Source organism: uncultured Nitratireductor sp. (assembly GCF_913053745.1).
In the GTDB taxonomy this organism is placed as follows: Bacteria; Pseudomonadota; Alphaproteobacteria; order Rhizobiales; family Rhizobiaceae; genus Nitratireductor.
The window spans coordinates 1-12,616 of sequence record NZ_CAJXGF010000044.1; the positions used below are offsets into that span (position 1 = coordinate 1).

Consider the following 12,616-nt stretch of genomic DNA (forward strand, 5'->3'; position numbering starts at 1 on the left):
TGGACCGTGATTCGCATGAACGACAAGCGGCGCGGCCGGCTGGAAGTTCTGCGGCACATCCTGCTGAACATCGACTACGAGGGCAAGGACCGCGACGCGATCGGCAGCCCCGACCCGAAGATCATCGGCACGGGCCCGGACGCGCTCGACCGGGACTAGACCGTCCTACTCGGACAATTCGCGCACGCGCACGTCGGACAGCTTGACGGCGCGGCCCTGATTTTCGATGTCGGTCACGATCGAAAGGCTGCCGGCGCCGACCGAGCTCGCGCTCGCGGGAAGATCGACGCGGAACAGGAATTCGTTGTCATTCTGGGTGACAGAGAAACGCAGGCGTCCGCAATCGCCAACGCCGGCGAGATCGCAGGTGACCGACATCTGCGTCGGTGCATTGTCGTCCGACCGCGCGACAATCGAGAATTGCGCCGTGCGTCCCGCAAGCGCCTGCAGCGCGCCGGGCGGAATGTCGACGACGACCGGGCTTGCGGCGTCTGGCGAGATGATGCGCGCGAACTGGCTGGTGGCATCGCTTTCGATCGTGGCGGAGGCATTGCCGACCAGCGAAAGGGTCGTCGGATCCGCCGGCTGGAACAGGGTGATCCAGCCTTCGTCGCGGCTTGCACCGGAGGGGAGACGCGCCGGCGCGTTCGACGTGCCGGGATCGGGCGTACCCTCAAAGCTCTCGTTTTCGAGCCGGACCGGCGGGTTGGGAACCGATGTGTCGCGCTCTTCCGCCGACTGGAAGGCGCCGGTGGTGATCACCCACCAGACACCGACGACGATCAGCGCGAGGACGACGGCTCCCGCCAGAAGTTTCGCGAAGGGCGCGCCGCGGCGCTGCGACTGCCGGTCGCCGCGCTCGGGCGCATCGATGCGCATATCGTCGCCCGGGGATCGTCGCGGCGCGGCATCCGGCGTCTCCGGACGCGGTTCGGCGCGCAGGGCGACTTCGGGGCCAGGCGCCGCGGTGCGCCGTTCGGCGCGCACTTCCGGCGAGACCGTGGCGACTTCCGGTTCGGCCTTTTCCTCCGCCGGCTGCTGATATGCGGCTTCGGCGGCCCTGATGGCATCGGCGAGCCGACGTTTCTGGTCGGCGACCTGCTCCGGATCCGCATCGGTCTGGGCGGCGAGCGTGCGCTCCAGCGCGTCGACCGCGGCACGATAGACGCGCTGGCGAAACGCCGGATTCGACGCTTCGCCCTTGGCGAGCGCGTGTTTCAGCGCGGTTTCCAGCTCGCTTGCCGACATGTCGCTTCCGGTCCGAACGGCGCGCGGGCGCCGCATGCCTTTTCTGTTTCTTGTCCGGATTTGGCACAAACGGCACGGCATTGAAAGCGCGCGATCCGGTCTCCCCCCGAAAGATGGCATGACGGTGAAGGCCCGGCCATGCCATCTTGCCTCGCATCGCCGATCCCTTTAGGGCTTACGTTTACGAAAACGTCAAAAGTGTTGGGAGGTCACGATGGCGCTGCCGTCCGTGCTGAAAGACAATCTTCAACTGCCCGTGGTCGCGGCGCCGCTGTTCATCATCTCGCATCCGCCGCTGGTCATCGAGCAGTGCAAGGCCGGCATCGTGGGCTCGTTTCCGGCGCTCAATGCGCGGCCGGAAAGCCAGCTCGACGAGTGGCTGGCGCAGATCACCGAGGAACTGGCCGATTACAGCGCCAAGAACCCGGACAAGCCGGCCGCGCCCTTCGCGGTCAACCAGATCGTGCACATGTCGAACAAGCGGCTCGAGCACGACCTGACGATGTGCGTGAAATACAAGGTGCCGATCGTCATCTCCTCGCTCGGCGCCGTGCCCGAGGTCAACGACGCGATCCATTCCTATGGCGGCATCGTGCTGCACGACATCATTCACGACCGCCATGCCCGCAAGGCCATCGAAAAGGGCGCGGACGGGCTGATCGCGGTGGCGGCAGGTGCTGGCGGCCATGCCGGTACGCTATCCCCCTTCGCCCTGGTGCAGGAAATCAGGCAATGGTTCGATGGACCGCTGCTTCTGTCCGGCGCCATCGCCAGTGGCGGGGCCGTGCTGGGCGCGCAGGCCATGGGTGCGGACCTTGCCTATATCGGTTCGCCCTTCATCGCCACCCGCGAGGCGCGCGCCAACGACGAGTACAAGGAAATGATCGTTTCCTCGCGTGCGGCTGATATCGTCTATTCCAATCTCTTCACCGGCGTGCACGGCAATTATCTGAAGGGCTCCATCGTCAAGGCCGGAATGGATCCCGACGATCTGCCGGAGGCCGATCCTTCGAAGATGAACTTTGCCAGCGCCGACGCCAAGGCTTGGCGCGACATTTGGGGCAGTGGCCAGGGCATCGGCGCGGTCAGCGAAATCACTGGTGCAGGCGCGCTCGTGGACCGGCTTGCGGCTGAATACGGCGTCGCGCAGGGACGGCTGTGCGGCGGTTGATGCGACGCAACCCCTAAGACACGAAGAACCACACTCTCGTGGCGCGCTTCAATATGGGTTGACCTCATCAGGCCAGCGACGCGGATACTCGCTCACCATGAGCAGCACGTCCGCACCCGGTAAAGCCGCGCGCAGATCGCGGATCATCCGCAAGTTCAACGTATCGATTATCTTTGCAGTTACCGGTCGCATGGGATCGTAGTAAACGATAACAAGATGCGTGCGACCGAGCTTCGTGACCGACAGATCTGTAAGGATTCCCCCGTCTTCGCGCAATGTCGGGCGGACAGCGCGACGGGCCGTGGCGATAGAATCGGGGCTCGCTGTGATGCCGACGAGCTCACCCATACCGGAGCGCACATCGCGCAGATACTGACCGATGACGGTCAGGCAAAGAATGAGCACAACGATGGAATCGCCGATCGGTGCGATCGGAGCAAGAAAGCCATCGCGAAAGAGATAAACGGCACCGAGACCGACACCCGCCGCCAGGGTGATGATACCGTCGAACACCGCGGCCTTTGCCTCCAGCTTTAGAATGTCGCTGACCTTGCCGGTGCGCGACCAGGTGTAGCGATGTATCGCCCAGAGCAGGAAACAGAAGACTCCTATAACAGCGAAATAGATGAAGAGCGGACCGAAATTCAGTGACGGGGTGGCTGCACCACGGATATAGTTGTAGATGCTCATACCTGCCGATGCGACGGCGAACGATACAAGCCCGAGTAGCGACAGCGCGCGGAAGGTCGAAAACAGCGCTTCGTCGGCCGCATATCCGAGGGGGCGTAACCTGTCGGGACCGGCATCCACCGTGCGGCTGATCCGCCGCCCCAGAAATGCTGCCGCAAACCCGATGAGCGAGAACAAGCCATCGAGCATAATCGCCGTCGAATTGGAGAGGATGGCCGCAAGTATACCAGCGACGCTCATAAACAGGTTTCCCCACATGGCGATGACCAGCGAGCGACCTTCTAGCTGTTTTACGCGTTGAGCATTCATGGGCGGACCCTGCCGATAACGGGCTGCACTCGAAAATGAGCGGAAAACTGTTGCTGCCCGACCTGCGAGGAAGCGTCAATACAAAGACTCAGCCAGGTCAGCCGAGATTCAATCAGGAAATCCGTCGAACTTCTCGACGCTCTCCAAATCCTCGTCCCAATTCGCCTTGCTGGCCATACAGATATGCGCATCGGGCCGGATGTCGACCGGCGAATCGAGACCGCCGGCCGGCACGACGAGACGCCCTCCATTTGGCTGAACCCGCGGCAACGCCGACCCACATTCCGTGCAAAAACTTCTCTCGTGCCGGGTTCCAGGAACGCGGTAGGTCTTGACCTGGTCTTCGCCCGCAAGCCAGGCAATTTGCGCCCTGGCAGAGAAGAGGTTGGCCGCGTGGGCCGCTCCCGTCCCTTTCCGGCAGCGTGAGCAATGGCAAAGAAAGAAGCTCTCGAATGCGCCTGAAACCCGATACTTTACGGCGCCGCAAAGGCAAGCCCCAGAAGCTGTATTCTCGTTCATCTATACGCTCTCATCGCTCGCATCGACAGTGTCACTAGCATGAACAGGTCCGGGATGCAGGCGAACCCGTGTCCGGAGCATACGCGCCGGTCGTGGTTATCGGGAAGGGGCACCATGTACGCCTGAAAGTTCCACGGGGATGGATTCAACGGTTTCGACCAAGGGGCCGATGCGGGCGATATGGTCCTGAAACATCGCGGTTTGCGCCCATGTCTCCTTGTCTGCTTCCGATCGAAAGCGGGTAACGACGATGAGCCGCGTGCCGTCCTTGGCCTTGTAGACTTCATTGCCGCGCCAACCCGCTTTTCTTGCAGCCGTGCTCATGGCCTTCATCTCGGCCAGTTGTAATTCCAGGAGCGCATCCAGCTTTCCTGTTGTCGGCGTAAAAATGTTTACCAGCGTATAGAACTGGATTTCGCTTTCTTTGTGATCCATCTGTAAATTCCTCGATCCGGGTTCCAGGGATTCAGCCAGCCTTGGCGAGGGCCATCTCGCGGCGGACAGGCTGCAAGGCCCTTGCCCATAGAACCAACTCGCCGCTCATCGCCTGAAGCGCATTTGCCGATTCCACCGGCGGCTGAAACCGCCCCGTCTCATCTACTTGGGTCCAGGCGTTTGCAAAGCTGACGCCGTCCCGCAGACCGACGGCGTGCAGTTCGGCGAAGACGAGACGCAGTTGCTCAACCGCGCGCAAGCCGCCGGCAATTCCGCCATATGAAACGAAAGCGACCGGCTTCGCCCGCCATTCGTAATAGGCCGTGTCGATCATATGCTTCAGCGAAGCCGGATAGCCATGATTGTATTCGGGCATTACGACGACAAAGCCGTCGGCCTGCGCGAGCCTGGCCAGATACGTCTTCACGCTGGCCGGCTCGTCCTTGCCCATTCTTTCCGGCAATCCGAGCTCCAGCGGATCGAGCACGTCGATCGAAAGCGCTTCATTGGCGCTGAGCTGTCCAACAACCCAATTGCCGACTGTTTCGCAAAACCGCCCCTCGCGGTTGCTGCCGTATATCACCGCGATTCTGATTGGTTCATGCATATGATTGCTCCTTTGCAAGAGCACTAACAATAAGTAAGCTTATTACCTTCTAAAAGTATGGCTCATATTATCTGGACCTGACATGAAAGTAAGCCGCAACACCGCTGACAGCGATCCGATGCATCGCGATTGTCCCGGCCGCGAGATTTTTCAGACGATCACGAATCGCTGGACGCTTTTGATCCTATGGGCTCTGAAAGATAACACGCGGCGGTTCCACGAACTGCGCGACTGTGTCGAGGGCATCAGCGAACGAGTGCTCTCGCAGAATCTCAAAACGCTTTGTCGTAGCGGATTGATCGACCGGCACGTAGAGCCGACGGTTCCGCCCAAGGTAAGCTATTCGCTCACAGTGACGGGTCGGGATCTGATTTCGGTCATGGAGGGCATCACAGGCTGGATTGCCCGGCAACTGCCGAACATCGAGAAAGCGCAAGCGCGCTACGACCGCAGGGTCGGGCACTGATGGGCCAACCCGACCCTGTGAGTCGTCAAGAAACCGTCATCTGAACGACACGCAGGTTTCATCCACACCCGTTAGGCGGTGGAACCACAAGGGCGTGGAAACGCCCGAGGGAGCCGCAACAAGGCACTAACGGGAAAAGCATATGCTTGAAATTCGTCAGGTTACCCGGCGCTTCGGATCGAATACGGCTGTGCGCGACGTGGAACTGGAGATCGGACAGGGCCAGATGGTCGGCGTGATAGGCCGTTCCGGCGCTGGCAAATCGACGCTTCTGCGCATGATCAACCGCCTGATCGATCCTTCCGAGGGATCGATATTTTTTCATGGCAAAGAGGTTTCGGCCCTGAAGGGGGCGGAGCTTCGTCGCTGGCAGCGCGACTGCGCGATGATCTTCCAGCAATTCAATCTGGTGCCGCGCCTTGACGTCCTGACCAATGTCCTGCTTGGCCGGCTCAACCACCGTTCCACCGTCCTTAACCTGATGAATATGTTCACCCGCGAGGAGCGCATTCGCGCGATTTCCGCGCTTGAACGTCTCGACATCGCCCAGACGGCGCTGCAGCGCGCCGGCACACTTTCGGGTGGCCAGCAGCAGCGTGTGGCGATTGCGCGCGCCCTGATGCAGGAGCCGAAGGTGATCCTCGCCGACGAGCCGATCGCCTCGCTCGATCCGCTCAATGCCAAGGTGGTGATGGATTCGCTTGCCGACATCAACGCCCGTGAGGGCATAACCGTCGTCACCAACTTGCACACACTGGATACGGCACGCGCCTATTGCAGCCGCATCGTCGGCATGGCCAAGGGCGCAGTCGTTTTCGACGGGCCGCCCGAGGCGCTGACCAGCGAAGCCGTGCGGGCCATTTATGGCGGTGAGGACGGCGCGGAACTGTCGGAAGCCATCACATCCACCAGCATAAACGTGCCGACACCTCAACCGGCCAGGAAATCCGCTCAGACCGTGCCGGAACTCGCCGCCGTCTGATCAACGGGATCGTCTCGCCCGCGTAACGGGCCCTTCTGCTTGAAAACCCGCCGGCAAAGTCGGCAACAAATGGAGAGACGTCATGTTCAAGAAAGCTCTTATGGGCGCCGTTGCGCTCACCGCGATGACAGTCGGCGGCGCACAGGCCGAAGACCTCAAGGAATTCCGCATCGGCATTCTGGGCGGCGAAAACGAGGCCGACCGCCTGCGCAATTTCTCGTGCATGGTCGATAAGCTTCCCGAGGTTCTGGGCGTCGAGAAGGTTTCGCTGTTCCCGGCCGCCGACTATGACGGCGTGATTCAGGGCCTGCTCGGCGGCACGCTCGACTATGCCGAGCTCGGCGCGTCCGGCTATGCGAAGGTTTATCTGGAGAATCCGGAGGCCGTAGAGCCGATCCTGACCACGGTGCAGACCGACGGCTCCACCGGCTATCACTCCGTTATGGTGGCCCGCAAGGATTCGGGACTGACCAAACTCGAGGACATGAAAGGCAAGAAGCTCGGCTTCGCCGACCCGGATTCCACTTCGGGCTTCCTTATTCCCTCCGTCACCCTGCCTAAAGCCGTCGGCGCACCGGTTGAGGAGTTTTTTAGCGAGACAGGTTTCGGCGGCGGCCACGAGAACCTGGTTCTCGAAGTGGTGAAGGGGACGTTCGACGCCGGCACCACCTGGGCTTCCGGCGTTGGCGAGTTCTCCGACGGCTACACCTCCGGCAACCTGCACAAGATGGTCGAAAAGGGCATTCTCGACATGGACGACTTGGTGGAGCTGTGGAAGTCTCCGCTGATCCCGAACGGTCCGGTCGTGATCCGCACCTCCATGGACGCCGACATGAAGAACACCTTCAAGGCCTTCATGATGGAGATGCCGGAATCCGATCCGGAGTGTTTCGCAGCCATCCAGGGCGGCGACTACAAGGGGTACACCGAAGTGACTCCGGCATTCTACGAGCCGATCATCGACGCCCGTCGCTCCAAGATCGGTTCCTGATCCCGTTCCCGTAATCCGACGCGCCGCCGGCTTTCAGCCGGCGGCGTTGTCGCACAGGCGTGCCAAAATGACAGCAACGACCCACTCCCCGCTTCTTTCCGAGGCAGGCCAGGCCGTGGAGCGCCACTGGCGCGAACTGGCCGGCCGCCGCCGGCTCTACACCATTGGCGGCATCGTGTTCATGGTGCTCGCCATGAGCGGTTCGCTCTGGTTTGCCAATGAATCGAACGCCGGCAAGTTTTTCGACCGGCTTCCCTATCTGTTCGATTTCGTCGGTCAGATGTTGCCGCGCGATGGCTGGGAAATCTGGCGCGCTCTATTCGACCTGCCCTCGCCCTATGATGATGGCAGCCTGAAATACAACTATCCGGACGGACGGATTTATTTCACCGAAACCCTCTACCTTCCCGAATATTTCTACAAGATGCTGGAGACAATCAACATTGCGTTGGTTTCCACCCTCATAGGTTTCGGCCTCGGTTTCATTCTGTGTTTTCTGGCCGCTTCGAATCTGACGACGCAGCGCTGGCTGCGTTTCTTCGTGCGCCGTTTCATGGAACTGCTGCGCGCTTTCCCCGAGATCGTGATCGCAGGCTTCTTTCTCGCCGTGCTAACCATCGGGGCCGTGCCCGCCATCATCGCCGTGTCGATCCACACGATCGGTGCGCTCGGCAAGATGTTCTTCGAAGTGGTCGAGAACGCCGACATGAAGGCCGAGGAAGGCCTGCGCGCCTCCGGTGCGAACTGGGTTGAACGCGTGTGGTTTTCCATCGTGCCGCAAGTGATGCCCAACTTCCTGAGCTATGCACTGCTGCGTCTTGAGATCAACGTGCGCGCCTCCACCATCATCGGTGCGGTGGGCGGCGGCGGTATCGGCGAAGCGCTGCGCCTTTCGATCAGCCGCACCCACGAAGCCAAGACGCTCGCTATCATCCTTCTTCTGTTCTGCACCATCGTCGCGGTCGACCAGTTCTCTGCCTGGTTGCGCGGCCGCCTCGTCGGCAAGCAGGCCTTCGAATTCGGCCGGGGAGGCTGAACATGACCGAGACCGAAGCCAACGCCCTGGTTGCGCGCCATGCGGACGTTTTTCACCGTCCGCTCATGGAGCGCCTGCGCGGTGTTCTCATCATAGGCGCGATCGCGTTCTACATGGTTTTCGCCTGGTGGCTCTTTGCCGTGGGTCAAGTGCTTTCGGGTGGGAATTGGGACATTGCCGGCAGTTATCTGGCCGATTGGGTGTCCTATGAGGTTCGCCCGGATATCGAGTACGACGGTGACGCACTCGACGTTTCATTCCCACGCTTCTCACCGCTTGGCAGCAACCCCAAACCGGAATGGCTGACGACCGAAACGGCGATGGTGGAACGCCGCCGTGCTTCGGCCGCAACCGAGGCGTCGACCGGCGGCGAAACCAGCGGTGCGGGTTTCCTCGGTTCCTTGGATACAAAAACGGACGGGTCGGACGGCGGCGACTTCCTGGGCCCCGCGGCGCCGTCCGACAACACGGCCGAGAGCCCCGCCACCGCGCCTATCGACATCGAGAATACGGCAGCGGCAGAACCTGTCGTGATGCGGGAAGAGTCGGTCGTCAACGCAGATGTCTCGTTTGGCGGCAACACGCGTATCAGCGTCCGGCCGGGTTTCGTCACTGTCACGCACAAGGGTGAAACATTGGAACTCGACATCGCGGAAGGGTCTGCCGTGAACGCGCGTGGACCGCTGCCGGATTGGGCAAATCAGCGCGCCCCCGGCGCCAAGGTCATCGTGCGCTTCGGTTTTGCCGGGCGCGCCGAGATCGAGGATGACGAGGTAAAGGCCCGTCGCCGTTTCCTGGGTTGGGAAAATTTCTTCTTCGACACCCGCTCGCCCTATTGGGGCAAATCGGCGAACGAAGTTATGGGAACGATCTTCTTCGGTGAACGCATTGAGGCGAGCCGCTCCAATTTGTCGCTCGCCTGGAGCAATTTCGTCAACAACGCCGACTGGCAGCATGGCGATGTCTGGCTAAAGCTCCTGCAAACCATAGTCATGGCCTTCGCCGGTACTGTTCTCGCCTCTCTGCTAGCCTTCCCGCTCGCATTCGTCGCGGCGCGCAACATTATGCCGAACCGGCTTCTTAACCAGGTGCTGAAGCGCTTTTTCGACTTCCTGCGCTCGGTGGATATGCTCATCTGGGCGCTGTTCTTCACCCGCGCGTTCGGGCCGGGGCCACTGGCCGGCATCTCGGCGATCTTCTTCACCGACACCGGCACCTTCGGGAAACTCTATTCGGAGTCGCTGGAAAACATCGATGACAAACAGCGCGAAGGCGTGCGCTCCGTCGGCGCGTCCCCCTCCTCGGTGCAGCGCTATGGCGTGGTCCCGCAAGTGCTGCCGGTGTTCTTGAGCCAGTCGCTTTATTTCTGGGAGTCCAACACGCGTTCGGCCACGATTATCGGTGCCGTCGGCGCCGGTGGTATCGGCCTCAAACTGTGGGAGGCGATGCGCACGAACCAGGACTGGGAAAACGTGGCCTATATGGTCATGCTTATCCTGCTGGTGGTCTTTGTCTTCGACAATATCTCCAACGTGCTGCGCCAGCGTTTGATCGGCAAGCAGTCATGAGGATGATGACGCCACTGAAATTGGCTGCTAGCCTTTACGATCCTGTCCAGGGATTCGTTATCCTGTCACACAAATCGCCTATTGCATCGCGATCGGCGAGGATATGCTCATGCGCTATGCAATTTACTTCACACCCGAAAAAGAAGACCCGCTCACGCGGGCCGCTGCCCGTTGGCTCGGACGCGACGCGTTTACCGGTCAGCCGATAGCGCCTGTGGAGGCCGGCCCCTTTTCGGCCGCGGAAATTTCCTTCCACACAGCCGCTGCGCGCCGCTACGGTTTCCACGCGACATTGAAGGCTCCCTTCCGCCTGACAGAAAACGAGAACGAGCAGACACTGATTGCCGCGCTTGCGAAGTTCTGCGAACGCACAGAGCCGGTCGTCATTCCCCGCGCGGTCGTACGCCGCCTCGACGGGTTCTTTGCATTGGTGCCTGAGGAAGGCTCCGAAGGACTCGATACGCTGGCCGGCAACATCGTGGAGGCTTTCGAGCCTTTCCGCGCGCCTCTGACAACCGAGGAGCTGGAGCGGCGCAATCCGGAAGGTTTGTCGCCAGGTCAGCTCAAAAATCTCCACAAATGGGGATATCCTTACGTATTCGAGGAGTTCCGCTTTCACATGACGCTGACGGGCCGTGTGCCGCAGACCGAGGCGGTTCGCATGGAGCGGGCCATAGACGCCTTCTTCGGGCCGCTATTGTCGGAACCATTGGAAATCGGCTCGCTGGCGCTGTTCGTCGAGCCGGAGCCGGGCGCACCGTTTCAGGTGAGATCCTCCCACACGCTCGGCTGGAACAAAGCAAGAAAGACCGCCTGATAATGACGCAAGAACTGTTACTGAGAAACGCCCGCATTGTACTGCCGGACGAGGTCGTCGAGGGCAGCGTCGCCATCCGCGACGGGCGCATCGTCGATATTGCCACCGGCAACGGCTCCGTCGGCGAGGACATGGACGGCGACTACCTGCTGCCAGGTCTTGTGGAACTACACACCGACCACCTAGAGCGTCATTATGCGCCACGCCCGAAAGTGCGCTGGAACCCGATCGCATCCGTGCTGGCGCACGACGCGCAGATCGCATCCTCCGGCATCACCACCGTGTTCGACGCGCTGCGCATCGGTCTCGACGAGGACAGCAATCTCGACACGCAGGAAATGCGTGCATTGGCGCATGCCATCGAGAATAGTCTTGAGGCTGGCCGCCTGCGGGCCGATCATTTCCTGCACCTGCGCTGCGAAGTTTCCGCCCCCGATTGCCTGGAGGGCTTCGAACTTTTCCAGGGGGATGGGCGGGTGAAGCTTGCCTCCCTTATGGATCATTCGCCAGGTCAGCGCCAGTTTACCAGCATCGAGACCTACAAGGTCTACTACATGAACAAGACCGGCATGACGGAAGAAGACTTCCGCCGGTTTTGCGACAAGCGCGTCACCCAATCAAAGACCTATTCGAGCCGTCACCGCAATGCCATTGCGGAGTTCTGTCGGAAGAACGACATCATACTGGCGAGCCATGACGACGCCACGATGGAACACGTGGACGAGGCAGCAACACAGGGCGTACGTGTGGCGGAATTCCCCACCACGCAAGAGGCTGCGACCGCCTCGCGCAACGCCGGCATGCAGGTGCTGATGGGCGCACCCAATGTCGTGCGCGGCGGCTCTCATTCGGGCAATGTCTCCGCCCGCAGCTTGGCCGAGGGCGAGACGCTCGACATCCTGTCTTCCGACTACATACCCTTCAGTCTCGTCCAGGCTGCCTTTGCGCTGGGCGAAACGGTCGAGCACATCTCGCTGCCTCAGGCCGTAGCCATGGTCACGAAGAACCCGGCGGAGGCCGTTGGGCTCGATGACCGAGGTATCCTCGAACAGGGACGTCGAGGCGATGTCATCCGCGTGCGGGTGGATGAACATGTACCGATCGTGCGGTCGGTTTGGCGCGAAGGGGCACGGGTGGCATGAGGGCATCGGCCACGCTGGAGCGCGTCATCGACGAACAGGATTTCCCGATCCGGCATGGTGTGTTTGTCGCCGTCGCTGGCCCTTCGGGTGCCGGTAAGGACTCGGTGATGGATTATGCCCGCCAGCGCCTCCGGCCGCATGACAGCGACGTGACCTTCGTGCGCCGCGTCATCACCCGGGAGATTGACGGCGCCGGAGAAGCGCACGACTGTCTGACACGCGCCGCTTTCAACGAAGCCGAAACCGGGGGCGCGTTCGCCGTGAGCTGGGAAGCGAATGGGCTGAAATACGCTCTTCCTGCCAGCGTCGACGGTATCGTGCGTGAAGGCCATGTGGCCGTGGCAAACGTTTCGCGCGCCGTCATTCCGCTGCTGCGTGAGCGCTACGGCAATGTGATCGTCGTGATCGTAACAGCCTCCCCCGAGGTTCTGGCTCAGCGGCTTTCGAACCGCGGACGCGAAACCCGCGACGAGGTTCTGGCACGTCTCGATCGCGCGCACGCCAAGGAATTGACCGTCAACGACGCGACCGTTATCGACAACTCCGGTGCGCTGGAAGAGGCGGGCGAACGATTTCAGGACATCCTGCGCCGCGCCGCAGCCTGGAGTGCGGTGAGCGATTCCGTCTGAGTTTCG

General features: G+C 61.2%; 14 protein-coding genes and 1 pseudogene. 10 read left to right on the forward strand and 5 right to left on the reverse strand.

What is annotated here, in order from left to right; translation table 11 throughout:
- A pseudogene (locus QZ638_RS09390) lies at window positions 1-159 on the forward strand (polyphosphate kinase 2); the annotation flags it as partial.
- 6 nt (window positions 160-165) lie between these two features.
- Here the strand turns inward: QZ638_RS09390 and QZ638_RS09395 are convergent.
- Window positions 166-1,248, reverse strand: a complete 1,083-nt coding sequence (locus QZ638_RS09395) for a hypothetical protein (protein WP_295809285.1) — start codon at window positions 1,246-1,248, stop codon at window positions 166-168.
- Between the two features lie 214 nt (window positions 1,249-1,462).
- Between QZ638_RS09395 and QZ638_RS09400 the strand changes: the two genes are divergently transcribed.
- On the forward strand, window positions 1,463-2,419 hold the full coding sequence (locus QZ638_RS09400) for a nitronate monooxygenase family protein (protein WP_295809288.1): 957 nt from the start codon (window positions 1,463-1,465) through the stop codon (window positions 2,417-2,419).
- 48 nt (window positions 2,420-2,467) lie between these two features.
- On the opposite strand, the gene QZ638_RS09405 is transcribed toward QZ638_RS09400, so the two are convergent.
- From QZ638_RS09405 to QZ638_RS09420, 4 genes are all read right to left on the reverse strand, one after another.
- A complete protein-coding gene (locus QZ638_RS09405; protein ID WP_366936227.1) occupies window positions 2,468-3,418 on the reverse strand; it encodes a cation transporter in 951 nt (316 codons plus the stop codon).
- A 108-nt stretch (window positions 3,419-3,526) separates the two neighbouring features.
- On the reverse strand, window positions 3,527-3,937 hold the full coding sequence (locus QZ638_RS09410; protein WP_295809290.1) for a GFA family protein: 411 nt from the start codon (window positions 3,935-3,937) through the stop codon (window positions 3,527-3,529).
- A gap of 96 nt (window positions 3,938-4,033) precedes the next feature.
- The gene (locus QZ638_RS09415) at window positions 4,034-4,372 is read right to left on the reverse strand and encodes an antibiotic biosynthesis monooxygenase (protein ID WP_295809294.1); all 339 of its coding nucleotides are present in this window, start codon (window positions 4,370-4,372) and stop codon (window positions 4,034-4,036) included.
- A 31-nt stretch (window positions 4,373-4,403) separates the two neighbouring features.
- The gene (locus tag QZ638_RS09420; protein WP_295809297.1) at window positions 4,404-4,979 is read right to left on the reverse strand and encodes an NAD(P)H-dependent oxidoreductase; all 576 of its coding nucleotides are present in this window, start codon (window positions 4,977-4,979) and stop codon (window positions 4,404-4,406) included.
- A gap of 82 nt (window positions 4,980-5,061) precedes the next feature.
- On the opposite strand from QZ638_RS09420, the gene QZ638_RS09425 reads away from it, so the two are divergent.
- The 8 genes from QZ638_RS09425 to phnN all read left to right on the forward strand — a co-directional run bounded on the left by QZ638_RS09425 (window position 5,062) and on the right by phnN (window position 12,610).
- Window positions 5,062-5,445, forward strand: coding sequence for a helix-turn-helix domain-containing protein (locus tag QZ638_RS09425; RefSeq protein WP_295809299.1), 384 nt, complete (start codon window positions 5,062-5,064; stop codon window positions 5,443-5,445).
- 142 nt (window positions 5,446-5,587) lie between these two features.
- A complete protein-coding gene (phnC, locus tag QZ638_RS09430; RefSeq protein WP_295809302.1) occupies window positions 5,588-6,427 on the forward strand; it encodes a phosphonate ABC transporter ATP-binding protein in 840 nt (279 codons plus the stop codon).
- A gap of 82 nt (window positions 6,428-6,509) precedes the next feature.
- The gene (gene phnD, locus QZ638_RS09435) at window positions 6,510-7,418 is read left to right on the forward strand and encodes a phosphonate ABC transporter substrate-binding protein (protein ID WP_295809305.1); all 909 of its coding nucleotides are present in this window, start codon (window positions 6,510-6,512) and stop codon (window positions 7,416-7,418) included.
- Between the two features lie 67 nt (window positions 7,419-7,485).
- Window positions 7,486-8,454, forward strand: coding sequence for a phosphonate ABC transporter, permease protein PhnE (gene phnE, locus QZ638_RS09440; protein ID WP_295809308.1), 969 nt, complete (start codon window positions 7,486-7,488; stop codon window positions 8,452-8,454).
- Between the two features lie 2 nt (window positions 8,455-8,456).
- Complete coding sequence (phnE, locus tag QZ638_RS09445) at window positions 8,457-10,022, forward strand: phosphonate ABC transporter, permease protein PhnE (protein ID WP_295809311.1); 1,566 nt, start codon at window positions 8,457-8,459, stop codon at window positions 10,020-10,022.
- Window positions 10,023-10,131: 109 nt separating this feature from the next.
- Window positions 10,132-10,839: a DUF1045 domain-containing protein gene (locus QZ638_RS09450; RefSeq protein ID WP_295809312.1), complete on the forward strand. Its 708-nt coding sequence runs from the start codon at window positions 10,132-10,134 to the stop codon at window positions 10,837-10,839.
- 2 nt (window positions 10,840-10,841) lie between these two features.
- Window positions 10,842-11,981: an alpha-D-ribose 1-methylphosphonate 5-triphosphate diphosphatase gene (locus QZ638_RS09455; protein WP_295809314.1), complete on the forward strand. Its 1,140-nt coding sequence runs from the start codon at window positions 10,842-10,844 to the stop codon at window positions 11,979-11,981.
- Window positions 11,978-12,610, forward strand: coding sequence for a phosphonate metabolism protein/1,5-bisphosphokinase (PRPP-forming) PhnN (gene phnN / locus QZ638_RS09460; protein WP_295809317.1), 633 nt, complete (start codon window positions 11,978-11,980; stop codon window positions 12,608-12,610). Before QZ638_RS09455 ends, phnN begins: the two co-directional genes overlap by 4 nt.
- The last annotated feature ends 6 nt before the right edge of the window (window positions 12,611-12,616 follow it).

Excerpts from the sequence above, each read along its gene's own strand:
- QZ638_RS09395 (WP_295809285.1), bottom strand. The coding sequence starts at position 1,248 with ATGTCGGCAAGCGAGCTGGAAACCGCGCTGAAACACGCGCTCGCCAAG.
- QZ638_RS09400 (WP_295809288.1), top strand. The coding sequence starts at position 1,463 with ATGGCGCTGCCGTCCGTGCTGAAAGACAATCTTCAACTGCCCGTGGTC.
- QZ638_RS09405 (WP_366936227.1), bottom strand. The coding sequence starts at position 3,418 with ATGAATGCTCAACGCGTAAAACAGCTAGAAGGTCGCTCGCTGGTCATC.
- QZ638_RS09410 (WP_295809290.1), bottom strand. The coding sequence starts at position 3,937 with ATGAACGAGAATACAGCTTCTGGGGCTTGCCTTTGCGGCGCCGTAAAG.
- QZ638_RS09415 (WP_295809294.1), bottom strand. The coding sequence starts at position 4,372 with ATGGATCACAAAGAAAGCGAAATCCAGTTCTATACGCTGGTAAACATT.
- QZ638_RS09420 (WP_295809297.1), bottom strand. The coding sequence starts at position 4,979 with ATGCATGAACCAATCAGAATCGCGGTGATATACGGCAGCAACCGCGAG.
- QZ638_RS09425 (WP_295809299.1), top strand. The coding sequence starts at position 5,062 with ATGAAAGTAAGCCGCAACACCGCTGACAGCGATCCGATGCATCGCGAT.
- phnC (WP_295809302.1), top strand. The coding sequence starts at position 5,588 with ATGCTTGAAATTCGTCAGGTTACCCGGCGCTTCGGATCGAATACGGCT.
- phnD (WP_295809305.1), top strand. The coding sequence starts at position 6,510 with ATGTTCAAGAAAGCTCTTATGGGCGCCGTTGCGCTCACCGCGATGACA.
- phnE (WP_295809308.1), top strand. The coding sequence starts at position 7,486 with ATGACAGCAACGACCCACTCCCCGCTTCTTTCCGAGGCAGGCCAGGCC.
- phnE (WP_295809311.1), top strand. The coding sequence starts at position 8,457 with ATGACCGAGACCGAAGCCAACGCCCTGGTTGCGCGCCATGCGGACGTT.
- QZ638_RS09450 (WP_295809312.1), top strand. The coding sequence starts at position 10,132 with ATGCGCTATGCAATTTACTTCACACCCGAAAAAGAAGACCCGCTCACG.
- QZ638_RS09455 (WP_295809314.1), top strand. The coding sequence starts at position 10,842 with ATGACGCAAGAACTGTTACTGAGAAACGCCCGCATTGTACTGCCGGAC.
- phnN (WP_295809317.1), top strand. The coding sequence starts at position 11,978 with ATGAGGGCATCGGCCACGCTGGAGCGCGTCATCGACGAACAGGATTTC.